Source organism: Herbaspirillum sp. NPDC101397 (assembly GCF_044767325.1).
Lineage (GTDB): Bacteria > Pseudomonadota > Gammaproteobacteria > Burkholderiales > Burkholderiaceae_D > Herbaspirillum.
This window is the reverse complement of the sequence record NZ_JBIWNS010000006.1, coordinates 46,393-69,163: the sequence shown is the minus strand read 5'-3', so window position 1 is coordinate 69,163 and position 22,771 is coordinate 46,393. Positions and strand designations below refer to the sequence as shown.

The window sequence follows — 22,771 nt, the reverse complement described above, 5'->3', positions numbered from 1 at the left end:
AACGGCAGGGTGATCGAACCCCTGCCGTTTTTTTACGTCTGCAATATCGTCGTCAGATTGTCAGGCCGTCTGCGCGTATTGCTGATAACCGCGCGCCCGCAGATCACAGGCCGGGCATTTGCCGCAGCCGTAGCCCCAGTCGTGCAAGGCGCCGCGCTCACCCAGATAACAGGTGTGCGTGTCCGAGCGGATCAGGTCGACCAGCGCCTTGCCGCCGAGGTCTTCGGACAGGCGCCACGTTGCGGCCTTGTCAATCCACATGAGCGGCGTTTCGACTTTGAGATGCGTCGCCATGCCCAGGTTGAGCGCGACCTGCAAGGCCTTCATGGTGTCGTCGCGGCAATCCGGATAACCCGAGAAATCAGTCTCGCACATGCCGCCCACCAGAACATCCAGCCCGCGTCGATAGGCCACCGTCGCCGCTACTGTCATGAACAGCAGATTGCGGCCCGGCACGAAGGTGTTGGGCAAGCCGTTTTCTTGCATTGAGATGGCGACGTCCCGCGTCAAGGCGGTGTCGGAAATCTTGCTGATCAGGGACAGATCGATCATATGGTCTTCGCCAAGCTTGTTGTTCCACTCGTCCGAAAAGCCGCGCATTTTTTCCAGCAGCGCGGGGCGCACTTTCAGTTCGATGGCGTGACGCTGGCCGTAGTCGAAGCCGATGGTTTCGACTTTGTCATAGCGCGAAAGCGCCCACGCGAGGCAGGTGGTGGAGTCCTGGCCGCCGCTGAACAGGACCAGCGCGCGGTGCGGCAAGGAGGGACGTGGCGTTGTTGCGATGTTCATGTTTCTGTCTTCTTATTGATGGGTCGTGAGGCTTGTTGTTGCTACCGCTGTTTCTATTTCTTGCTGACGTTGTCAAGCGTCTGTTCAATGAAGTCGCCGTCCGGATCGGTAAAACGCAGGCGCACCGGATACCAGTCCGACGACGGCGCCAGCCAGATGTCAAGCTTCTGGCTCTTGTCGTCCGGCGGCGGCGCGCGGAAGATGTGCACGGCGTTGACCTCGCCCTGTTTTGTCTTGATCTTTTCGCGGCCGACCACCTTGAAGCTCCATTGTTCGGCGTCGCGCGGACCGGCCACGAAGAACAGCCATTCGGAACCGTTGGTGAACTTGTCCGGCGCGCCGCGCGCCACCGAGATCAGTTGCCAGATGATGCTGGTGCGATCCTGTTCACCGCCCTTGAGCGGATAGGTCTCGGTCGATTGCGTGAAGTTGATGGCGTGGGTTTCGCGATTGAAGGTGGTGGTGGACGCTTCGCGGCGGAAGCGCTTCTCCACGAAGCGCGCCGGCGCCAGTCCGTACTCGTCAATGTCGCCTTCGCTGGTGGCTTCAAGGATTTTACCGACCAGCATGGCGCGCGTTTCGGCGTTGACGCTGTATTTGCCGTTGGCGTTGCTCCACTTGACCGTCGATTCGCCGGTGACTTGCAGGCCGCTTTGCTTGGCTTCGATGTTGTAGTGGAGGTCGACCGACGGCGGCAGGCTGACCTTGCGCTTGAGCACGGGATGTTCAGCCGGATCGGCGGCCAGGGCCAGAGGTGAAATGGTGGCTGCACTCAGCAGCAGGACGCCAAGCAGGCGCGACAGGTGCGAAGAGATGTTGTCGGTTTGACTATGCATGTGAAATCACTTGAAAATTCGGCAACTGCCCGGCGGCGATGCGTGTGCCGGGACGGTCCATGCCTACGGTTTTTCGGAGCGTTGCAGATTTGTTCGACCACGCTCGATGGCGCTAGTTTATAGAGTTTTTATTGCAGAGTTTTTGTCACGAGGTTTTGATGCTGGACAGCGACAGTTCCAGATAGTCGCCGTTGGTTTCGGTAAAACGCAGCCGCGCCGGATACCACTGCCGTCCCGGCTCGAGCCAGATGTCGAGGCGTTGCTCGTAAGAGCCCGGGCGCGGCTGGCGCACTACATGCCAGACCTGGGCAGCGCCGGTGATGAGGCGGATTTCTTCCTGCCCGAGCACCTGCATGCGCCACACTTCGCCGTCGCGTACGCCCGCCACGAACATGTCGATGACCGCGCCGGGTGCGAATTTTCCGCTGTCGCCGCGACCTATGGCGGCCAGTTGCCAGATCAGACTGGCGCGATCCTGCTCGCCGCCGGCGCGCGGATAACTGGTGGTCGAGGCGGAAAAGCTGACAACGTTGCGTTCGCGGTTGAAATGCGTGTTGGTGGCGGGGCGGTTGCGTTTCTTCTCGGTGTACAGCTCGGGCTCGACGCCGAACGCGCCGATCTCGCCGCTGCTGGTGAAGTTGAGGAAGGCGATCTTGGCAAACAGGCGCGTGTAAACCTCGCCGTCGACCGTGTAGCGGCTGCGGTCGGTTTTCCAGTCCAGCGTGCTGGTGCCGCGCCAGGTAAGGTTGTCGGAAAACGCCACCACGTCGTATTCAAGTGCGGCCGATGGCGGCGGATCGATGCGATATTGCGTGCCCTGGACGAGGGGCGGGCTGTCCTCTTTCGGCGCCGCGGGTTCGGCGACGTCGTGAGTCTGTAAGGGCTGCGGCGCCGGCGCATCGCTTGTCGGCGGGCTGTCGCCGGCGGCGGCGAGGGTTGCAACCGAATCTGCTGGTGGTTGCGCCGGGGAGGCCGGCGGGCGCGGTTTTTTGAGAACAGGTTTCGGCGATTTGGGTGCAGCAGCGGCCGGCAGAGACACCGGTTGCGTGGGCAACGCCAGCGGGCGCAGCGTCACGCTCACGCTGGAGGCGGCGCGCTCATCGGCAGTCGCCGCGTTGAAATAGTTCTTGCCCCAGTGGATGGCCAGCACGTGCAGCACGATGGTGAGCAGGATCAGCGCGGCAATGCGCCGGCGCCTGGTGGGTGGAAAAGCGGTTGCTTCTGTCATGGCGCAAGTGTATCGCGGCCTTGCGATCCGAAGGCGAGGAATGCGTTGCCCGCGCCTGCAAACCACGTACAATCATCGCAAGCTTAGTGTACGTTTTTACCGATGGGAGACTGCAATGCTGAACCAAAACAACATGCCCGGCGCCGGATCGATTTCCGACACCATGGAATTCATGCGCAAGATGTGGGGCAGCATGGGCGCGCCGGCGATAGGCATTCCGTCGCTCTCGGTAGACGAAATCAACAAGAAGATCTCGGACCTCAAAACGGTCGCTTCCTGGCTCGAACTCAACATGAACATGTTGCGCGCCACCATACAGACGCTGGAAGTGCAAAGCGCCACGCTGACGACGCTGCAGGCAATGGGCGCGATTCTGTCGACGCGTGAAGGCGACGGTGCCGCCGCGAAGACCGGCTCGCCGTTCGGCTTCCCGGCATGGCCGCCGCAAGGCAAGCCGGCGGCGGAATCCGCACCTGCGCGTGCGCCGGAACCTGAGCCGGAACCGGAGCCTGAAGTTGAACCGGAAGAGGCCCCGCAGCCTCAAGCCGCTGCACCGTCCGCTTCCGGCGACAAGCCCGACCCCGCCGCGCCCGACTTCCAGGCGTCGATGGCCAATCCGACGGCATGGTGGAACTTGCTGCAGGAACAATTCCAGCAGGCGGTCGGCAACGTGCTGGCGGATCAGCCGCCGGTCGGAAAAGATGTCAAAACACCATCTCCCGGGGCTCAGAAAAAAACAACAAAAGCCAAACCTGCGGCCAAACCGCGAACACGCGCTAAATCGACTGTTGTACAATCTGGCAAACCCAAGCCAGCCTCCCGCAAGCCAAAATCCCCTTGATCGGCGCAAAACAACAACATTTGTCCGCATAATTTGCGAGACTTTGCCGCTTGTCATCATTCTGAAATGAAGCCGTTTTAGTATGGGGACGGGGAAAATTCTTGGTAAAATCAACAAGTTAAATCATAGGCAAGGTCAGAATGCTGTACCCAGAACTGTTTAAATCGCTCGAGCAAGTCCGCTGGAACATGGATAAAGATATTCCTTGGGACAAATTCGACGCGTCCATGCTCTCCGACGAGCAAGCCCAGACCATTCGCATGAATGCGATCACTGAATGGTCGGCGCTGCCTGCGACGGAAATGTTTCTGCGCGACAACCGCGGCGACAGCGACTTCTCCGCATTCATGTCGGTGTGGTTCTTCGAAGAGCAAAAACATTCGCTGGTGCTGATGGAATATCTGCGCCGCTTCAAGCCCGAGTTCGCGCCGACCGAAGAAGAATTGCACAATGTGCGCTTTGAGTTCGATCCGGCGCCGCCGCTGGAAACGCTGATGATGCACTTCTGCGGCGAAATCCGTCTGAACCACTGGTACCGCTGCGCCTCCGACTGGCACACCGAGCCGGTCATCAAGCAAATCTACAAGATCATCAGCCAGGACGAAGCGCGCCACGGCGGCGCTTATCTGCGCTACATGAAAAAGGCTCTGGTCGAAGTCGGCGATACTGCGCGCGCAGCCTTCGCCAAGATCGGCGTGCTGATGGCTTCGGCCCGCCGCACCGAAAAGCCGCTGCATCCGACCAACCTGCATGTCAATCAGGCGCTGTTCCCGAACGATACCGTGCAAAGCCGTTTGCCGGATCCGGAGTGGCTGGAGCACTGGCTAGACACGCAGATCAAGTTCGACAGCGAGTGGGAAAAGAAGGTCGTCGACCGCATCCTGCACAATATGTCGCTGCTGTTTGAGCGTACGTTCGAGACCGTGCAGGAGCTGAACCGCTACCGCAAGGAAGTCGTCACGCGCATGGCGCCGCCGGCACATCCCGCCGCCGCCTGACCGGGTCGCTTCCGAATCGGCAAAGCCGCACTCAGGTGCGGCTTTTTTACATGCGAATGCAAGCTTGCAACGCAAACGTTATCTGGAATTGTCCATGAGTGATTTCGAGAAAAAAATCTGCAGCCGCGCCGACCTGCAAGCGCGCGTCGCCGCCTTGCCGCAGCCGGTAGTGCTGACCAACGGCGTGTTCGACATCCTGCATCGCGGCCATGTGACCTACCTGGCGCAGGCGCGCGCCGAAGGCGCATCGCTGGTGGTCGCGGCCAATACCGATGCCTCGGTAAAACGCCTCGGCAAGGGCGATGATCGTCCGATCAACACCTGCGAAGACCGCATGGCCGTACTGGCCGCGCTGGAGTCGGTGTCGCTGGTGGTGCCCTTCGATGAAGACACTGCACTGGAAGTGGTGCAGGAAGCGCGCCCGCAGATTTACGTCAAGGGCGGCGATTACGACATGGCGGCGATTCCGGAAGGGCAGGCAGTTGCGGCCTACGGCGGAAAATCCGTGGCGATTGCGTTCGAACACGACCGTTCGACGACCAAGCTGCTGGCCAAGGTGCGCAAGTAGGCCGTCAGCCTCGGCGCCTGGAGCGCAGATGAAAAAAGCGGCCCGCGGGCCGCTTTTTTTCTGCTCACCTTCAGTGGGCGAGACACCTCAGTGATGCATGTGTTCCATCCCACCCTTGGCGTCTTTCGCATCCTTGCCGGCGGTCTTGTCTTCGACGTAAATCGATACCTCCAGCTTGCCGGCCTTCTCAAACGTCAGCGTCAGCGGAATCTTGTCGCCCAGCTTGAGCGGCTGGCTCAGGCCGATCAGCATGATGTGATAGCCGTTGCCGGGCTGCATGGCGATCTTTTCGGATGGCTTGATGTCGATGCTGCCGACTTCGCGCATCTTCATGACGTTGCCGTCCATGGACATGGTGTGGATTTCGGAGGATTTGGCGACCGGCGAACTGACCGACACCAGCTTGTCGCCGGTCTTGCCCTTGTTTTCGATGCTCAGGTAAGCGCCGCCGGACGGCTGGCCCGGGACGGTCGGACGCGCCCACGGGTGGCCGACCTGCAGGTCGCCGGCTTTGTAATCATGGGCGGAAGCGGCACCGCTCAGCGCGATGCCGGCGATCAGGGCCAGGCGGGAGAATAAATGACGGTGGAACATGGATATCCTTGGAAAAATGGGAGAGGGAGGTCGATCTTGCGGTACATCCCTCAAACCGGTGGCGCGCGCGCCCAGCTGTCTTCGCGCAACCGCTGCAGTTGCGATACCCGTTGCGGTGCCGGCGTCGTGATGTAGACCAAGGCGGCGTGGAAGGCGTCGACATTGCTGTCCGGAAAATCCAGGTGAAACGGCTGGCCCCCGCTGCAGTACAGGCAATGCGCATGCGCCATCTGGCCCGGTGCGCCCGTAGGGCTTTGCCACGATGCCGAGGTCGAGCAGATCCCCATGGCCATCTCGGACGACGATTTGGCCGCCGCCTGCGATGCCAGCGGCAACAGGCTGCCGATCACCAGGCAGGCGATGGCGATCCAGGTGGCGACGGGACGGAGAAGGCTCGGCATAGGGCGCAGATTATAGCAAGCGGGTTTTTCTTGCACGCCTGCAGCAAGTCGTTTTACCGTGGATAATGCCGCGCCGGGCCGAATTTCGGTGAAATACGAACGGATGTGCCAAAGATCGCACCGGATGAAGTCTTTTGAACGAATCGGCCCGCTTTTATGTGATTTCATGCGATTTTGCCGCAGCATCGAAATCGCCGACGCAAATTGATTGTTGGCAGGCGCTAGGCTAGACTTACCGTCTTTTGCCGGTTTCATCTAATAATTTTGAGGAGACATTCATGTCCAGCATGAAAAAACTGTCGTTGCGCACCTTGGTCAGCACCCTCGTATTGGCAGCAGTCTGTTCCGCGCCGGCCCTGGCTGCGGACAAGGCAGTTCTGGTTACCGCAATCGTCGAACATCCTGCCCTGGATGCCGTCCGCGACGGCGTCAAGGACGAACTGAAGGACGAAGGCTTCGAAGCCGGCAAGAATCTCAAGTGGGAATACCAAAGCGCCCAGGGCAACACCGGCACCGCTGCGCAGATCGCCCGCAAATTCGTCGGCGACAAGCCTGACGCCATTGTCGCCATCGCCACACCATCGGCCCAGGCCTTGGTCAGCGCCACCAAGACCATTCCGGTCGTCTATTCCGGCGTGACGGATCCGGTCGCTGCGCAACTGGTCAAGGACTGGAAGCCTTCCGGCACCAACGTCACCGGGGTGTCCGACCTGCTGGAACTGGAAAAGCAAGTCGACCTGATCAAGCGCGTCGTGCCCAACGTCAAGCGCGTCGGCATGGTCTACAACCCCGGCGAAGCCAATTCCGCCGTGGTCGTCAAGGCGATGAAGGAATTGCTCGGCAAGTCCGGCATCACGCTGGTTGAAGCCGCTGCGCCACGTACGGTCGACGTCGGTTCCGCCGCCAAGAGCCTGATCGGCAAGGTCGATGTGATCTACACCAACACCGACAACAACGTCGTGTCCGCCTATGAAGCGCTGGTCAAGGTCGGCAACGACGCCAAGATTCCGCTGGTGGCCTCCGATACCGACAGCGTCAAGCGCGGTGCGATTGCTGCGCTGGGCGTGAACTACTATGACCTGGGCCGTCAGACCGGCAAAGTTGTCGCACGCATCCTGAAGGGCGAAAAGCCGGGCGACATCGCCTCGGCCACCAGCAGCAAGCTGGAATTGTTCGTCAATACGACCGCTGCGCAAAAACAAGGCGTGACCTTGTCGGCTGACCTGATCAAGTCGGCCAAGACAGTCATCAAATAATCAGTCATCAACGAAAAAGCAAGCGCCCGCCTAGAGGCGCTTTTTGCGCCTCCCCCCTAGAGGCGCTTTTTCATACACAGCATCACAGAGGAGAGGGTATGTTCACACTGAGTAAAACTTTGCGCGCCGTCACCGGCGCACTCGCGCTGGCGGCCGTTTGCGCCGCGCCGGCCATGGCCGCGGACAAGAGCGTGATGGTCACGTCGATCGTTGAGCATCCGGCGCTGGACGCCGTACGCGACGGCACCCGCGACGAACTCAAGGCTGAAGGTTACGAGGCCGGCAAGGGTTTCAAATTCGAATTCCAGAGCGCCCAGGGCAATGCCGGCACAGCCGGTCAGATCGCCAAGAAATTCGTCGGCGACAACCCTGACGTGATCGTCGCCATCGGCACCCCGTCGGCGCAGCCGCTGGTGGCGTCGACCAAGACCATCCCTATCGTGTACTCCGGCATCGCCGACCCGATCGCCGCGCAACTGGTCAAGGACTGGGGCCCGTCCGGCACCAACGTGACTGGCCTGTCGCACATGCTCGACCCGGTCAAGCAAGTCGAGATCATCAAGAAGGTCCTGCCGACCGCCAAGCGCATCGGTATCGTCTACAATCCGGGCGAATCCAATTCGGTGTCGGCCTTGAACGCCATCAAGGCCGTGCTGGAAAAGCAGGGCATGACGCTGGTGGAAGCCGCCGCGCCGCGCTCGGTTGACGTCGCGCCGGCCGCCAAGAGCCTGATCGGCAAGATCGACCTGATGTACACCACCACCGACAACGTGGTCGTATCGACCTTCGAGTCGCTGGCCAAGGTCTGCAACGATGCCAAGATCCCGCTGCTGGCTTCCGACACCGGCAGCGTCAAGCGCGGCGCCGTGGCGGCACTGGGCGTGAATTTCTACGACCTGGGCCGCCAGACCGGTAAAATCGTGGCGCGCATCCTCAAGGGTGAAAAGCCGGGCGACATTCCATCGTCGACCAGCAAGAACCTGGAGCTGTACATCAACACCTCCGCCGCACAGAAACAAGGCGTGACGCTGTCGCCCGAGTTCCTCAAGTCGGCAACCAAGGTCATCAACTGATCGGAGCAATCCGCTCGGCGCAGTAATCTTGAAGCACGGCATGCGGCGTTACCGACGGCGCATGCCGTGATTTTCAGAGGACATTCGGCATCGGCCAGCAGCCGATGCCGAATGTGTTTTTTTAGAAAGACCTTTTTATGTCGCTGTATACGTTGTTGGGCGCACTGGAAATCGGCCTGATTTTCAGCCTGGTCGCCCTCGGGGTGCTGATTTCTTTCCGCATCCTCACCTTCCCTGATCTGACCGTCGACGGCAGTTTTCCGCTCGGCGGCGCCGTTGCGGCCACCATGATCGCCGCCGGCTACAACCCGTTCCTGGCCACCGGCGTGGCCATCCTGGCCGGCGCGCTGGCCGGTTTCACCACCGCGTGGCTGAACGTGCGCCTGAAGATCATGGATCTGCTGGCCAGTATCCTGATGATGATTGCGCTGTATTCCATCAACCTGCGCGTGATGGGCAAGCCGAACGTGCCGCTGATCAACGAACCGACCATTTTCAGCATCCTGCTGCCGGACTGGATGCCCGACTACGTCGAGCGTCCGCTGGTGCTGCTGGTCGTGGTGATTGTCGCCAAGCTGCTGCTGGACTGGTTTTTCTCTTCCGAAATCGGCCTGGCCATGCGCGCCACCGGCGCCAACGCCCGCATGGCGCGCGCCCAGGGCATCGCCACCGGCCGCGCCACGTTGGCCGGCATGGCGCTGGCCAACGCGCTGGTCGCATTGGGCGGTGCGCTGTTTGCGCAGACCCAGGGCGGCGCTGATATCTCCATGGGTATCGGCACCATCGTGATCGGCCTGGCGGCCGTCATCATCGGTGAAAACATCCTGCCGGCGCGACGCCTTGTGCTGACCACGCTGGCCGTGATCCTCGGCGCGATCCTGTACCGCTTCTTCATCGCGCTGGCGTTGAACAGCGATTTCATCGGCCTGCAGGCGCAAGATCTGAACCTGGTCACCGCCGTGCTGGTCATGCTGGCGCTGGTGCTGCCGATGGGCAAGCGCAAGCTGAAACTGCTGCGCAAGGGAGCCTGACATGTTGAAGGCCAAAGAACTCAAGATCACCTTCAATCCGGGCACCCCGATTGAAAACCCAGCCCTGCGCGGCCTCAACCTGGAAATCCCGACCGGCCAGTTCGTTGCCGTGATCGGCTCCAACGGCGCCGGCAAGTCGACCTTCCTCAATGCGATTTCGGGTGACCTGCTGGTGGACTCCGGCAGCATTGAAATCGACGGCGTCGACGTCACGAAGAAACAAGCCTGGGATCGCGCCGGCATGGTGGCGCGCGTGTTCCAGGATCCGATGGCCGGCACCTGCGAAGCGCTGACCATCGAAGAAAACATGGCGCTGGCGATGGCGCGCGGCAAGCGTCGCGGCTTTGGTTTCGCGATCAAGCGCAACATGCGCGAACTCTTCCGCGAGAAGCTGTCGATTCTGAACCTGGGTCTGGAAAAGCGCCTGACCGACCGCATCGGCCTCTTGTCCGGCGGCCAGCGCCAGGCCGTCAGCCTGCTGATGGCGTCGCTGCAACCGTCGCGCATCCTGCTGCTGGATGAGCACACCGCCGCGCTGGATCCGAAGACTGCCGCGTTTGTGCTGCAGCTGACCGCCAAGATCGTTGCCGAAAGCAAGCTGACCACCATGATGGTGACCCACAGCATGCGCCAGGCGCTCGATTACGGCGACCGCACCGTGATGCTGCATCAGGGGCAGGTGGTGCTGGACGTTTCAGGTGAAGAGCGCGCCGGTCTCGACGTGCCTGACTTGCTGAAGATGTTCGAGCGTACGCGCGGCGAAGTCTTGTCCGACGACGCATTGCTGCTCGGCTGAGGTTGGTCTCTGCACAATGAAAAAGGCCGCAATCGCGGCCTTTTTTATTTGGCGTCACATTCTATGCGCCGCCGGCAAAGCCATTCTGCCGCCATGCTTCATAGACCACCACGGCCACCGTGTTGGACAGGTTGAGGCTGCGGTTGTCGGGCCGCATCGGCAGGCGGATGCGTTGCGTGGTCGGGAAGGATTCGCGCAGTTCCGGCGCCAGGCCGCGGGTTTCGGCGCCGAACACGAACACGTCGCCGGGGCGGAATGCCACGCTCGCAAACGGCGTCGAGCCGTGCGTGGTCAGCGCGAACATGCGCCCTTCATCGAACTGCGGATCAGCACGGCGCTTGGCGATGAAGGCATCCCAGTCCGGATGCACCTGCATGCTGGCATAGTCGTGGTAATCCAGCCCGGCGCGCCGCATCTTGGCGTCGTCAAGCGGAAATCCGAGTGGTTCGATCAGATGCAATTGCGCACCGGTATTGGCGCACAGACGGATGATGTTGCCGGTGTTGGGCGGGATTTCCGGCTCGACCAGGACGACGTGGAACAAATGACTCTCCTTGATGATGATGTGACTACTTCGCCACGGTGCGGGCGAACACGATGTTGGTCACGCGTCGCGCACCGAAGCGCTTGAGCGTTTCGGCAATTTCATTGAGCGTTTCGCCGGTGGTGATGACGTCATCGACCACGCCGATGTGCGCGCCGCGCACGTGGTTCATGGCGCTGGTGGGTACCACGAAGGCGCGCCGCATATTGCGTTTGCGCTCGTCGTTGGGCAGCGTCGCCTGCGCCTGGGTATCGCGCAGGCGCACCAGCAATCGCGGCTCCAGGCGGATTTCCAATGCGCGCGCCAGCGGCCTGGCGATCTCCAGCGACTGGTTGAAGCCGCGCTCCTGCAGGCGTGCCGGGCCCAGCGGTACTGCTGCCATCAAGGTCGGCAGCGGCAGGCCGCGTTCGGCGTGATGACCAAGCGCTTCGCGCAGCATGTCGGCCAGCAGCGGCGCCAGTGGCAAGGTCGCGCCGAACTTCAGCGTCAGCACCAGCTGGTCGGCTGGCGCGGCATAATCGCCGGCGACTACGGTGGCGTCGAAGGCGGGCTTGTGCCTGAGGCAGTCGCCGCAGCGGATCTCCCTGGCGGTGGTTGGGATAGGGATCGCGCACTGCACGCAGCGCCGCGGCCGGATCGAAAAATAGCGCGTCCGGCATGACTGGCACAACGCGTCACTGTCGGTCTGTCCGCACAGCACGCAAGATGACGGCAGCAGGCGCCCGAAGGGGAGCAAGCGGCGGGAAATCGTCAGCAGGCGCGAGAGCATGGATGATGGATGCGTAGGTGAGTGGGTGCGCAGGTGCGCGTAGGTACGAGAAGTCGGTCCGGATTTTCGGCCGCGTCGCAGCGGCGGCGCACCCGAAAAGAGGAATTGGACTAAACTAGCGCCGATTATCTCATCTTGTCCGCCCGAATTTTTCATGTCTTTGCCACCGCCTAACGCCAGCGCCAAATTGAGCGCGCCCATCGATTTGCCCCTGGTGCGCCGCCTGTTCTCGGCGCCGGCGCGCGTGGCGGAATCCGATTTCCTGCGCCGCGAGGTGTCGGCGCGCATGCTGGAGCGCCTGCTGCTTGTCAAGATCGACCCGCAACGCGTGCTGGACGCGGGTTGTGGCGAGGGCGCCGACATCGCCGCGCTGCAAAAGCGTTTCACGGACGCCCAGATCGTCGGTCTTGACGGCGCCTTCAACATGGTGGCGCTGGCCCGTGAGCACCAGATCGCCGCACAGTCCGCCGTCAACCGCCTGCTCAACAAATGGCTGCCCGCGGCCAATGCCGGCGGCGGCGCCAGCCTGGCCTGCGCCGATTTTGCGCAGCTGCCGTTTGCGCCCAATGCGCTCGACATGGTCTGGTCCAATCTGGCGCTGCACTGGCATCCGCAGCCGGACCGGGTCTTCGCCGAGTGGCGCCGGGTCTTGCGGGTCGAGGGTTTGCTGATGTTTTCGTGCTTCGGGCCGGATACCTTCAAGGAGCTGCGCACGGCCTTCGAGGCAGTCGACGCCGATCCGCACAGCTTGCCCTTCGTCGACATGCACGATTTCGGTGACATGCTGGTCAATGCCGGTTTTTCGACGCCGGTCATGGACATGGAAGCCATCACAGTTACGTATGACACGCCGCAGCGCCTGCTGGCCGACCTGCGCGCCTGGGGCGGCAATCCGCTGGAAAGCCGGCGGCGCGGCCTGCTTGGTCGCAAGGCCCACGCCCACCTGTTGCAGGCACTGGACCGGCAGCGCGGTGCCGACGGCAAGATACCGCTGAGTTTTGAGGTGATTTACGGCCACGCCTTCCGACCTGTACCCAAGACCACAGCCGGTGGTGAGGCCATCATCCGCTTCGATTTGCCCAGAAAGTAGCAGGACCGTCGCCCAAGGAGCCGCCGATGAATGCCGCGCAGCCGAACCGCCGAGTTGTCGCAATGCGCGCCAAAGGCGGTTTTCCAGACGCGGAAGTGGTTGTTTCAGGGCCTGAAAAGGCATTGTGTCAAGAGCGAAAAAGCGACTTTATTCCGCTTGATAACATTTATGGTTACCCCTTATACTCCGAGGGTTTTAGCTTGTGCGGACGTGCTCGGCCCAACGGCCTGGAGAATGTCCGATGGTAAAGCGGGAGTGGCTGTTGAAGCGCAACTGTTCGATTGCGCCGCGCCAATTGGGGCAGGTTTTCGCGATCCTATGCGCGGTTTCGCTGGCAGTAGCGTTCGTTTTCACTTTGCGTGGAGCCTGGTACATATTGGTTTTTTCTGTACTTGAGTTGTCCGCAGTCGGTTTTGCTTTTCTGATTTATGCACGTCATGCGACTGATCGCGAATATATCGCGCTGGTCGAAGATTGTTTGCTGGTCGAATTCGTACAGGCAGGAAAAACGAGTCATTACAGGCTCGATCTGCAGCACGTACGCATTGGTCCGGCAGGGTCTCACTCAGCTGGGAAACTGGTGAGGCTTGAGTCCTCTGGAATACGAGTCGATGTAGGTCGGTACCTGACGGAATGGAAGAGACGCGAATTCGCACTGGAGCTGGAACGCGAGTTATCAGCAAGCAGTAACGTCAGGTAGTCGGCACAATTCTTATAATTATTTTGGGCTTTTGAGGAAATCATGATAATTGCGAAGCGCCTTCACTCTTTGCTACTTGGTGCATCGCTCCTGGCGGCTTCCGTGCCGTCATGGGCATGGGGTGATAAAGTCGTCGACAGCCAGGGTGGTCCGGCCGTGTTGCAGACCAATTTCCAGCCGCCGGTCACGCAGATCGCCGAACAGATCTACGATCTGCATCATCTGATGCTGATCATCTGTCTGGTGATTTTCGTCGCCGTGTTCGGCGTCATGTTTTACTCCATCCTCAAGCACCGCAAGTCCCTCGGCCACAAGTCGGCCAGTTTCCACGAAAGCACCACCGTTGAAATCGCCTGGACCGTGATTCCGTTCCTGATCGTGATCGGCATGGCGCTGCCCGCCACCAAGACCGTGGTCGCGATGAAAGACACCTCCAACGCCGACCTGACCATCAAGGCCACCGGCATGCAATGGAAGTGGGGCTACGACTACCTCAAGGGCGAAGGCGAAGGCATTTCGTTCCTCGCCAACCTGGCCACCCCGCGTGAACAGATCACCGATCCTTCGCTGAAGAAAAACGACAATTACCTGCTCGAAGTCGACAACCCTGTCGTCGTGCCGGTCAACAAGAAAGTTCGCATTATCACCACCGCCAACGACGTGATCCACTCGTGGACTATCCCGGCGTTCGGCGTGAAGCAGGATGCGATCCCCGGTTTCGTGCGCGACACCTGGTTCAAGGCTGAAAAGATCGGCACTTACCGCGGCCAATGCGTTGAGCTGTGCGGCAAGGACCACGCCTTCATGCCTATCGTGGTCAACGTCGTCAGCGACGCCGACTACAAGACCTGGGTCGACGGCAAGAAGAAGGAAATGGCCGCCAAGGCCGACGATCCGACCAAGGTCTGGACCATTGACGAACTCAAGCAACGCGGCGAAAAAGTCTACACCTCCAATTGCGTGGTCTGCCACCAGGCCAACGGCAAGGGCGTGCCGGGTGCATTCCCTGCACTGGACGGAGACCCGGTTGTGAACGGTCCGCGCGCTGCGCAGATCGCGGTCGTGCTGAACGGCAAGAACGCCATGCCGGCATGGAAATCGGTCCTGAACGACACCGAGATCGCCGCCGTGATCACCTATACACGCAACAGCTGGTCCAACAAAGCACAAGAAAACATCGTCCAACCGGCCGAGGTCCTGGCTGCGCGCAAGTAATTGAACTAAGTGAGAACCTGCGCGCCGGGAAGGTGCGCATGTATCGAATTGGGAGACTGAAATGAGCACAACAGTAGTCGATCACGGCCACGATCATTCGCATGACCACGCACACGGCCATGATGATCACGGACATCACGATCATCCGCACGGCTGGCGCCGCTGGATCTTTGCAACCAACCACAAGGACATCGGTACGCTGTACCTGTGGTTCTCGTTCACCATGCTGCTGTCCGGCGGCGTGCTGGCGTTGTTGATCCGCGCCGAACTGTTCCAGCCCGGCCTGCAATTCTTCCGTCCTGAATTCTTCAACCAGCTGACCACGATGCACGGCCTGGTGATGGTGTTCGGCGCGATCATGCCGGCCTTCGTCGGCTTCGCCAACTGGATGATCCCTCTGCAGATCGGCGCCTCTGACATGGCGTTCGCCCGCATGAACAACTTCTCGTTCTGGCTGCTGCCGCCTGCGGCGCTGCTGCTGGCTGGTTCCTTCCTGGTGCCGGGCGGTGCGACTGCCGCCGGCTGGACCCTGTATGCGCCGCTGTCGACGCAAATGGGCCCGGGCATGGACATGGGTATTTTTGCGATGCACATCATGGGCGCGTCGTCGATCATGGGCTCGATCAACATCATCGTCACCATCCTCAACATGCGCGCTCCCGGCATGACGCTGATGAAGATGCCGATGTTCTGCTGGACCTGGCTGATCACCGCCTACCTGCTGATCGCCGTGATGCCGGTGCTGGCAGGCGCGATCACCATGACGCTGACTGACCGCCACTTCGGTACTTCGTTCTTCAATGCTGCCGGCGGCGGCGATCCGGTGATGTATCAACACATCTTCTGGTTCTTCGGCCACCCTGAGGTCTACATCATGATTCTGCCGGCGTTCGGCATCGTGTCGCAGATCATCCCGGCCTTCGCCCGCAAGCAACTGTTCGGCTATGCATCGATGGTCTATGCGACTGCTTCGATCGCGATCCTGTCGTTCATCGTCTGGGCCCACCACATGTTCACCACCGGCATGCCGGTGACTGCACAGCTGTTCTTCATGTACGCCACGATGCTGATCGCCGTGCCGACCGGTGTGAAGATCTTCAATTGGATCGCCACCATGTGGCGCGGTTCGATGACGTTTGAAACACCGATGCTGTTCTCGGTCGGTTTCATCTTCGTGTTCACCATGGGCGGCTTCACCGGCCTGATCCTGGCCGTGACCCCGATCGACATCCAGATGCAGGATACCTATTACGTGGTGGCGCACTTCCACTACGTGCTGGTGGCCGGTTCGCTATTCGCGCTGTTCGCCGGTTTCTACTACTGGGGTCCGAAGTGGACAGGCTTCATGTACAACGAAACCCGCGGCAAGATCCACTTCTGGAACTCGCTGGTCTGGTTCAACGTGACCTTCTTCCCGATGCACTTCCTGGGTCTGGCCGGCATGCCGCGTCGCTACGCCGACTATCCGGCGCAGTTCACCGACTTCAACATGCTCGCGACCATCGGCGCGTTCGGTTTTGGTCTGTCGCAGGTGTACTTCCTGTTCTTCGTGGTGATCCCGTCGATCAAGGGCGGCGTCAAGGCAGCAGACAAGCCATGGGAAGGCGCCGAAGGTCTGGAGTGGACTGTGCCGAGCCCGGCGCCGTTCCACACATTCGAAACGCCACCGACAGTTAAGTAAAAAAGGAGCGGCGGGCTGGTTCCGCCCACTTCGTATGACAGATCGTAAAAAGCCGAATAATCTGCGCACGGGTTTGTTGCTGGCGCTGGTGGCATTTGTGTTCTTTGCCGGCATCTTCATCAATCGCATCTGGTTCCGCTGATGAGTGACGCCGACAAGAACGACGCGTCGCCGGAAAGCAGCCTGAACCGCAAGATGCTCGGCAAGCTGCTGGTGATTGCAGTGCTGATGTTCGGTTTCGGCTATGCGCTGATCCCGGTGTATAAAAAGATTTGCGAAGTGACCGGCGTCAATTTCCTGACGCCCAAGGATGTGACGGTCGAAGCGCCGAGCAACAGCCAGATCGACAAGAGCCGTACCGTGACGATCGAGTTCGACGGCAATTCGCAGGGACCGTGGCGTTTCCGCCCGACCGTAGCCAGCATGAAGGTCCATCCGGGCGAAATGACGCAGGTGGTGTACGAGGTGGTCAATACCCAGGCGCGCAGCGTCGACGCCCAAGCCATCCCGAGTTACGCGCCGCAGCAGTCGGCAGCCTTCTTCAAGAAGGTGGAATGTTTCTGTTTCACGCAGCAGACGCTGGGTCCGAACCAGGCCAAGCAAATGCCGGTGGTGTTCTACATCGATCCGGCGCTGCCCAAGGATGTAACGACGATCACGCTGTCTTATACGTTCTTCGAGATCGGCGGGCAGGCCAAGAAGGCCAGCTGAAGAAAGTAAGCGGAGGTCGTCGGCAACAGGAAGGAAGCGGCACATGAGCGACTTGAAGGATGCATCACAGCGCAAGGCGTCATTTGCAGCGACGATGAAGGCGGTGTTCTGGTCGTTCTTCGGTGTGCGCAAGCGCAGCGATTACGAAAGTGACGCAGCCAAGTTGAATCCGCTGCACGTCATCATCGCCGGCGTCATCGGCGCGGCGATTTTTGTGACGGTATTGGTATTGATCGTGAAAATGGTAGTGGGCTCGGCGGTTTCTTCGTGAGGCAGCCGCAGTCCGGCAGCAAGACACAACGGATGTGGCAGTGCAGGTCAGAAGCAGTCATTTATAAAAGATCCGAATTTTGTATTGGGAGATGGAGATGAGTTCTCAACACGCTAAAGCGCCGTACTATTTTGTACCTGGTCCCTCGCAGTGGCCGGTGCTGGCGGGTATTGCAATGCTGGTCACCATGGCCGGCGCATCGGCATGGGTCAACAGTTATGCCTGGGGCATGCCGCTCAACCTGATCGGCATCGTCGCCGTGCTGGTGGTGCTGTACAAATGGTTCGGCCAGGCCATCGGCGAGTCCGAATCCGGTCAGTACAGCGCGCGCATCGATGCCTCGTTCCGTTGGAGCATGGGCTGGTTCATCTTCTCCGAAGTGATGTTCTTCGCGGCGTTCTTCGGTGCGTTGTTCTATGCCCGCAGCATCACCATGCCGTGGCTGGCTGATCTGGATCACAAGGTGATCTGGCCCGACTTCGCTGCGCACTGGGGCAACATCGGCCCGGCCCGCACAATCGAATCGTTCCAGACCATGGGCCCGTTCCCGATCCCGACCATCAACACTGCATTGCTGCTGACATCGGGCGTGACGCTGACGATTTCGCACCATGCGTTGCGCGCCGGTCATCGTGCGCAAACCGCGATCTGGCTGTTCGCCACCGTGCTGCTGGGCGCGATCTTCATGGGCTTCCAGGCTTACGAATACATGCACGCCTACAGCGAGCTGAACCTCAAGCTTACGTCCGGCATTTACGGTTCGACCTTCTTCATGCTGACCGGCTTCCACGGCTTCCACGTAACCATGGGCGCGATCATGCTGTCGGTGGTGCTGTACCGCGTGCTGCGCGGCCACTTCACGCCGGAACACCACTTCGCCTTCGAAGGCGCCGCCTGGTACTGGCACTTTGTGGACGTGGTCTGGCTGGGTCTGTACGTCGTGGTCTACTGGCTGTAACGACTAGCCGCTCCGGCAACAAAAAGCCGCACTTCGGTGCGGCTTTTTTACGGGCGAAACATTCCTCGAAAAATCAGGAAAGCGTGCGCTGCATCGTGTAAGCTGTGGCGGCTCGCGCAGCAGTGGAGGTAGTGGCAGCCGCGGCGACAGAGGTCAGCGAATGCCGGTCGGTTGTATCCAGCCCAGGCGATAAGCGATCAGCAGCAGGATGAACAGCAGCACCGAAAATCCCACGCGCATCGTCAGCGCATACACCGTGCGATTGCTCTTGCCCTTGTCGCGCATCATGAACAGCAGGGCCGATGCAAGGCTGCCGATGATGAGCACGAAAGCGATGGCGACGATGATTTTCATGGCGGGTGCAGGTGGGTGAAAAGGAAGGCGCCGCAGCGTGCGGGGCGGCTTGAATAAAGTGACATTGTAATGCCAATCAGATTCCGTATTCGATGGATTCCGCTGCTGGCCACCGTGATCGTGGCGGCCATCGGCATATCGCTGGGCCAGTGGCAGACGCGGCGCGGCGACGAGAAGCAAGCGATCGAGGCGAAGATGGCGGCGCGCCAGTCGGCTCCGGCCATGGCGCTGGAAAACGCCGCCGGGATCGACATTGCCGAGGCTGAATTCCGCCACGTCAAACTGCGCGGCCGCTTCGTGCCCACGTGGGTGACTTATCTGGAAAATCGCCCCTACAATGGCGTGCCCGGATTCTATGTGCTGATGCCGTTTAAAATAACCGGCTCCGCAGAGTCGGCAATCCTGATCGAACGCGGCTGGGCGCCGCGTGACGCAAACGACCGCACGCGCGTGCCGGTGGTGCCGACGCCGGCGGATGAAATTGAAATTAAAGGCGTGATCCGCAGCGACGCCGGCCATTTGCTGCAGCTCGGCGCGGCCGAGGTGCCGCGTCCCGGCGCGATCATGCAGAACCTCGACATCGCCGCCTACGCACGCGCCAGTCAATTGCCGCTGGCGCCGTTCGTGGTGGAACAGTCGGGAGAAATCAAGGATGGCCTGGTGCGCGACTGGCCGGCGCCGTCGCTGGGAATAGACCGTCATCGCGGCTACGCCGTGCAATGGTATGCGCTGGCCTTGATGGCCGTGATTTTTTTCGTTGTCACAGGATTCCGAAGTGGAAAAAAACAAAGAGCAGGGTAAGAATCAATCGCCAAGTCAACAACGCAAGATCGGCCGCTGGAAGCTGCTGCTGGTGGTGGCGGTGTGCGCCGCACCGATGATCGCGTCGTATTTGACTTACTACGTGATCAAGCCGGAGGGCCGCACCAACTACGGCACGCTGCTCGACCCGCGCGACTACCCGATTCCGCCGCTGGGCAGCACCGAACTCGACGGCAAGCCGGCAAAGCTTGAGGACTACAAGGGCAAGTGGGTCCTGCTGCAAGTGGCCGGCGGCGATTGCGATCAGTCTTGCAAGACGCGCCTGTTCGCCATGCGCCAGCTGCGCCTGATGCAGGGTAAGGAAATGGAACGCATCGAACGGGTCTGGCTGATCACCGATGCCAAGCCGCTCGACACCGTGCTCATGCGCGAATACGACGGCACCGACATGCTGCGCGTCGATCCGAAACTGCTTAAGGCGTGGCTGCCGACCGACGCCGGCACCAGCGTGGAAGACCACCTCTACATGATCGATCCGCGCGGCAACCTGATGATGCGCTTTCCCAAGGATGCCGACCCCAACAAGGTCAAGAAGGACATCAGCAAACTGCTGCGCGCGTCGAGCATAGGATAAGGTCGCCATGCTGATTCAACTTGCCATCATGGGCCTGCTGGTCGCGCTGATTCCGCTGACGCTGACCTGGGTGTCCAACGACGCCGACAAATACCGCAAACTGGTCTGGATCACGCTGTTCCTGACCTTCGACCTGATCATGTTCGGCGCCTTCACGCGTCTGACCGATTCCGGCCTGGGCTGCCCGGACTGGCCGGGTTGCTACGGTCACTCCAATCCGCTGCTGGCGCATGAACACATCAGCGCCGCGCAGGAGGCGATGCCGACCGGACCGGTGACGGTCGCCAAGGCATGGATCGAAATGATCCATCGCTACCTGGCGATGGCGGTCGGCGTGCTGATCATTACGCTGATGGTGATTGCGTGGCGGCGCTGGATCAAGTCGGGGCGCACCGAGCTCAAGTTCCGGCCTTGGTTTCCGACGCTGCTGTTCCTGTTTGTCTGCCTGCAGGGCGCGTTCGGCGCCTGGACCGTGACGCTGAAGCTGCAACCCGTGATCGTCACGATACACCTGCTGCTCGGCCTGACACTGCTGGCCATGCTGACCTGGCTGGGGGCGCGCCAGAATGCGCATGCGCCGGTGTCGTCGCCCGGCCGCGCACTGGCGGTGCCGGCGCTGCTCGGCCTGCTGCTGCTGATCGTGCAAGTTGCGCTGGGAGGCTGGGTCAGCACCAATTATGCGGCGCTGGCGTGCAACGATTTTCCCCTGTGCCATGGCGCGCTGATTCCGCAGATGGATTTCGACAACGGCTTCACGTTGTGGCGCCATCTGGGCAAGACCGCCGATGGCGAATACCTGCCGTTCCCGGCGCTGACGGCGATCCATTGGGTGCACCGCACCTTCGCCTTCGTGGTGATCGCCTTCATCGCCTGGTTGGCGCACAAAGCGCTCAAGGACGGCGGCCTGCGCAAGACCGGGCGCGGGCTGCTGATCGTAATCGCGCTGCAGCTGGTCACCGGCCTGGCGACGATTTACCTGAACTGGCCGCTGGCCATTGCCGTCGTGCACAACGGCGGTGCGGCGCTGCTGCTGCTTTTGCTGGTCATGTTAAACTACAAGACCAGACACGCCCCTGCCGTCGAGGCCGCACGCGCCGTTCCCGCACCGTTTTGAAGACATGACCACATTGACCGCACAACCCAATCGCATCGCCCAGTACTGGGCCTTGACCAAGCCGCGTGTGACGCAGCTTGCGGTATTTTGCGCCGTCATCGGCATGTTCCTGGCGACGCCGGAATTGCCTGACTGGCGCAAGGTCGTGTTCGCCACCGTCGGCATCTGGCTGCTGGCCGGCGCCGCTTTCGCCATCAACTGCCTGGTCGAACGCGAAATCGATTCGCGCATGGCGCGCACCGCACGCCGTCCGATGGCGCGCGGCGAAATCACCGTGCCGCAGACGCTGATGTTTTCCGGCGTAATCGGCGGCATGGGCATGTGGGTGCTGTACGCACTGGTCAATCCGCTGACCATGTGGCTGACGCTGGCGACCTTCGTCGGCTACGCCATTATCTACACCATCATCCTTAAACCATCCACGCCGCAGAACATCGTCATCGGCGGCCTGTCGGGCGCGATGCCGCCGGCGCTGGGCTGGGCTGCGATCGCCAACGACGTGCCGATGCAAGCCTGGATCCTGGTGCTGATCATCTTCATCTGGACGCCGCCGCACTTCTGGGCGCTGGCGATGTACCGCCGCGACGACTACGCCAAATCCGGCCTGCCGATGCTGCCGATCACGCACGGCATGAAGCTGACGCAATTCCATATCCTGCTCTACACGATTGCGCTGATCGCCACCACCATGCTGCCGTTCGCGGTCGGCATGAGCGGGCTGATCTATCTGGGTACGGCGATTGTGCTGGGATTGATTTTCTTCCATTACGCCTGGCAGATCTATCGCCACTACACCGATCTGATTGCACGCAAGGCCTTCACGTTTTCGATCATTTACCTGTCGATTCTGTTCGCCGCGCTGCTGGTCGACCATTACCTGCTGTTCAGGACTTTCTGATGAAACGTTTGCTGTCTTTCCTGCCGGCCGTGCTGCTGGCCCTCGGCGTACTGTCGCTGGCCGCCTGCCAGCAGAACCCCGCCGAGAAATTTGTCAACACCGACGTCACCGGGCTGGAATACGCCAAGGACTTCGCATTGACCGACCACAACGGCAAGCCGCGCACGCTGGCCGATTTCAAGGGCAAGGCGGTGGTGATGTTCTTCGGCTATACGCAATGCCCGGACGTCTGCCCGACTACCATGGCCGAAATGGCGAACGTGATGAAGGAACTCGGCCCGCAAGCCGACAAGGTGCAGGTGTTGTTCGTGACCGTCGATCCGGCGCGCGATACGCCGCAGATCCTGTCGCAATATGTGCCGGCCTTCGACAAGCGCTTCCTGGGTCTTTACGGCGACGAAGCCGCGACCGCCAAAGTGGCCAAGGAATTCAAGGTGTTCTACCAGAAGGTGCCGGGCAAGACTGCGGGCAGCTATACGATGGACCACACCGCCGGCAGTTACGTGTTCGATCCGCAGGGGCATATTCGTCTGTTTGTGCGGCACGGCCAGGGCGCCGAGCCCATCGTGCATGACCTGAAATTGCTGCTGTCCTGAACGGACTCTGCGGACAAAAGAAAAGGCGCTCAATTGAGCGCCTTTTTCATTGCTGCCGGGTTT

General features: G+C 60.8%; 28 protein-coding genes. 20 read left to right on the top strand and 8 right to left on the bottom strand.

All coding sequences use genetic code 11. The features are described from left to right. Positions 1-60: 60 nt before the first annotated feature. From queC to ACIROW_RS15400, 3 genes are all read right to left on the bottom strand, one after another. Positions 61-789, bottom strand: a complete 729-nt coding sequence (gene queC / locus ACIROW_RS15410) for a 7-cyano-7-deazaguanine synthase QueC (RefSeq protein WP_402277127.1) — start codon at positions 787-789, stop codon at positions 61-63. 53 nt (positions 790-842) lie between these two features. Further along, positions 843-1,625 (bottom strand): DUF3108 domain-containing protein, encoded by a 783-nt coding sequence (locus tag ACIROW_RS15405; protein WP_402277125.1) that lies wholly within the window; start codon positions 1,623-1,625, stop codon positions 843-845. Between the two features lie 145 nt (positions 1,626-1,770). After that, a complete protein-coding gene (locus ACIROW_RS15400; RefSeq protein WP_402277123.1) occupies positions 1,771-2,853 on the bottom strand; it encodes a DUF3108 domain-containing protein in 1,083 nt (360 codons plus the stop codon). A 115-nt stretch (positions 2,854-2,968) separates the two neighbouring features. On the opposite strand from ACIROW_RS15400, the gene ACIROW_RS15395 reads away from it, so the two are divergent. From ACIROW_RS15395 to rfaE2, 3 genes are all read left to right on the top strand, one after another. Continuing rightward, positions 2,969-3,694, top strand: a complete 726-nt coding sequence (locus ACIROW_RS15395) for a PhaM family polyhydroxyalkanoate granule multifunctional regulatory protein (protein ID WP_402277122.1) — start codon at positions 2,969-2,971, stop codon at positions 3,692-3,694. Between the two features lie 140 nt (positions 3,695-3,834). Then, entirely contained in the window at positions 3,835-4,692 is an 858-nt protein-coding gene (locus ACIROW_RS15390; protein WP_402277120.1) for a ferritin-like domain-containing protein, read from the top strand. A 94-nt stretch (positions 4,693-4,786) separates the two neighbouring features. Beyond that, positions 4,787-5,260 (top strand): D-glycero-beta-D-manno-heptose 1-phosphate adenylyltransferase, encoded by a 474-nt coding sequence (gene rfaE2, locus ACIROW_RS15385; protein ID WP_116434312.1) that lies wholly within the window; start codon positions 4,787-4,789, stop codon positions 5,258-5,260. Positions 5,261-5,347: 87 nt separating this feature from the next. On the opposite strand, the gene ACIROW_RS15380 is transcribed toward rfaE2, so the two are convergent. Both ACIROW_RS15380 and ACIROW_RS15375 read right to left on the bottom strand, forming a co-directional pair. After that, positions 5,348-5,854 carry a copper chaperone PCu(A)C gene (locus ACIROW_RS15380; RefSeq protein WP_402277117.1) on the bottom strand — a complete coding sequence of 169 codons (507 nt, stop codon included), beginning with the start codon at positions 5,852-5,854 and terminating at the stop codon, positions 5,348-5,350. A 50-nt stretch (positions 5,855-5,904) separates the two neighbouring features. Beyond that, positions 5,905-6,255 carry a DUF2946 family protein gene (locus ACIROW_RS15375; RefSeq protein ID WP_402277115.1) on the bottom strand — a complete coding sequence of 117 codons (351 nt, stop codon included), beginning with the start codon at positions 6,253-6,255 and terminating at the stop codon, positions 5,905-5,907. A gap of 278 nt (positions 6,256-6,533) precedes the next feature. On the opposite strand from ACIROW_RS15375, the gene ACIROW_RS15370 reads away from it, so the two are divergent. The 4 genes from ACIROW_RS15370 (at position 6,534) to ACIROW_RS15355 (ending at position 10,411) form a co-directional block, all read left to right on the top strand. After that, positions 6,534-7,511, top strand: a complete 978-nt coding sequence (locus tag ACIROW_RS15370; protein WP_402277113.1) for an ABC transporter substrate-binding protein — start codon at positions 6,534-6,536, stop codon at positions 7,509-7,511. A gap of 98 nt (positions 7,512-7,609) precedes the next feature. Next, positions 7,610-8,584, top strand: a complete 975-nt coding sequence (locus ACIROW_RS15365) for an ABC transporter substrate-binding protein (protein WP_402277111.1) — start codon at positions 7,610-7,612, stop codon at positions 8,582-8,584. Positions 8,585-8,721: 137 nt separating this feature from the next. Continuing rightward, positions 8,722-9,615: an ABC transporter permease gene (locus ACIROW_RS15360; RefSeq protein ID WP_265211753.1), complete on the top strand. Its 894-nt coding sequence runs from the start codon at positions 8,722-8,724 to the stop codon at positions 9,613-9,615. 1 nt (position 9,616) lies between these two features. Further along, on the top strand, positions 9,617-10,411 hold the full coding sequence (locus ACIROW_RS15355; protein WP_402277108.1) for an ABC transporter ATP-binding protein: 795 nt from the start codon (positions 9,617-9,619) through the stop codon (positions 10,409-10,411). Positions 10,412-10,472: 61 nt separating this feature from the next. On the opposite strand, the gene trmL is transcribed toward ACIROW_RS15355, so the two are convergent. Continuing rightward, entirely contained in the window at positions 10,473-10,955 is a 483-nt protein-coding gene (gene trmL / locus ACIROW_RS15350; RefSeq protein WP_402277106.1) for a tRNA (uridine(34)/cytosine(34)/5-carboxymethylaminomethyluridine(34)-2'-O)-methyltransferase TrmL, read from the bottom strand. A gap of 25 nt (positions 10,956-10,980) precedes the next feature. Next, entirely contained in the window at positions 10,981-11,724 is a 744-nt protein-coding gene (locus tag ACIROW_RS15345; protein WP_402277104.1) for a phosphoribosyltransferase family protein, read from the bottom strand. A 154-nt stretch (positions 11,725-11,878) separates the two neighbouring features. Between ACIROW_RS15345 and ACIROW_RS15340 the strand changes: the two genes are divergently transcribed. The 8 genes from ACIROW_RS15340 (at position 11,879) to ACIROW_RS15305 (ending at position 18,350) form a co-directional block, all read left to right on the top strand. Then, entirely contained in the window at positions 11,879-12,814 is a 936-nt protein-coding gene (locus ACIROW_RS15340) for a methyltransferase domain-containing protein (protein WP_402277102.1), read from the top strand. A 241-nt stretch (positions 12,815-13,055) separates the two neighbouring features. After that, the gene (locus ACIROW_RS15335) at positions 13,056-13,514 is read left to right on the top strand and encodes a DUF2244 domain-containing protein (RefSeq protein WP_402277101.1); all 459 of its coding nucleotides are present in this window, start codon (positions 13,056-13,058) and stop codon (positions 13,512-13,514) included. Between the two features lie 42 nt (positions 13,515-13,556). Beyond that, positions 13,557-14,729, top strand: coding sequence for a cytochrome c oxidase subunit II (gene coxB, locus ACIROW_RS15330; RefSeq protein ID WP_402277099.1), 1,173 nt, complete (start codon positions 13,557-13,559; stop codon positions 14,727-14,729). 61 nt (positions 14,730-14,790) lie between these two features. After that, positions 14,791-16,410, top strand: a complete 1,620-nt coding sequence (gene ctaD, locus ACIROW_RS15325) for a cytochrome c oxidase subunit I (RefSeq protein WP_402277098.1) — start codon at positions 14,791-14,793, stop codon at positions 16,408-16,410. A gap of 34 nt (positions 16,411-16,444) precedes the next feature. After that, entirely contained in the window at positions 16,445-16,552 is a 108-nt protein-coding gene (locus ACIROW_RS15320) for a cytochrome oxidase small assembly protein (RefSeq protein ID WP_016834733.1), read from the top strand. After that, on the top strand, positions 16,552-17,121 hold the full coding sequence (locus tag ACIROW_RS15315) for a cytochrome c oxidase assembly protein (RefSeq protein WP_402277096.1): 570 nt from the start codon (positions 16,552-16,554) through the stop codon (positions 17,119-17,121). The genes ACIROW_RS15320 and ACIROW_RS15315 overlap by 1 nt, the downstream gene beginning before the upstream one ends. A gap of 43 nt (positions 17,122-17,164) precedes the next feature. Next, entirely contained in the window at positions 17,165-17,392 is a 228-nt protein-coding gene (locus ACIROW_RS15310) for a DUF2970 domain-containing protein (RefSeq protein WP_016834731.1), read from the top strand. 97 nt (positions 17,393-17,489) lie between these two features. Further along, a complete protein-coding gene (locus ACIROW_RS15305) occupies positions 17,490-18,350 on the top strand; it encodes a cytochrome c oxidase subunit 3 (protein ID WP_402277095.1) in 861 nt (286 codons plus the stop codon). Between the two features lie 153 nt (positions 18,351-18,503). Here the strand turns inward: ACIROW_RS15305 and ACIROW_RS15300 are convergent, their stop codons facing one another. Continuing rightward, positions 18,504-18,704, bottom strand: a complete 201-nt coding sequence (locus ACIROW_RS15300; RefSeq protein ID WP_016834729.1) for a twin transmembrane helix small protein — start codon at positions 18,702-18,704, stop codon at positions 18,504-18,506. 69 nt (positions 18,705-18,773) lie between these two features. Between ACIROW_RS15300 and ACIROW_RS15295 the strand changes: the two genes are divergently transcribed. From ACIROW_RS15295 to ACIROW_RS15275, 5 genes are all read left to right on the top strand, one after another. Continuing rightward, positions 18,774-19,505 carry an SURF1 family protein gene (locus ACIROW_RS15295; protein WP_402277093.1) on the top strand — a complete coding sequence of 244 codons (732 nt, stop codon included), beginning with the start codon at positions 18,774-18,776 and terminating at the stop codon, positions 19,503-19,505. 76 nt (positions 19,506-19,581) lie between these two features. Then, positions 19,582-20,100 carry an SCO family protein gene (locus tag ACIROW_RS15290; protein ID WP_402277681.1) on the top strand — a complete coding sequence of 173 codons (519 nt, stop codon included), beginning with the start codon at positions 19,582-19,584 and terminating at the stop codon, positions 20,098-20,100. 7 nt (positions 20,101-20,107) lie between these two features. Continuing rightward, positions 20,108-21,214, top strand: coding sequence for a heme A synthase (locus tag ACIROW_RS15285; protein ID WP_402277092.1), 1,107 nt, complete (start codon positions 20,108-20,110; stop codon positions 21,212-21,214). Between the two features lie 4 nt (positions 21,215-21,218). Beyond that, positions 21,219-22,112 carry a heme o synthase gene (cyoE, locus tag ACIROW_RS15280; protein WP_402277090.1) on the top strand — a complete coding sequence of 298 codons (894 nt, stop codon included), beginning with the start codon at positions 21,219-21,221 and terminating at the stop codon, positions 22,110-22,112. Beyond that, positions 22,112-22,708: an SCO family protein gene (locus ACIROW_RS15275; RefSeq protein WP_402277088.1), complete on the top strand. Its 597-nt coding sequence runs from the start codon at positions 22,112-22,114 to the stop codon at positions 22,706-22,708. Before cyoE ends, ACIROW_RS15275 begins: the two co-directional genes overlap by 1 nt. The last annotated feature ends 63 nt before the right edge of the window (positions 22,709-22,771 follow it).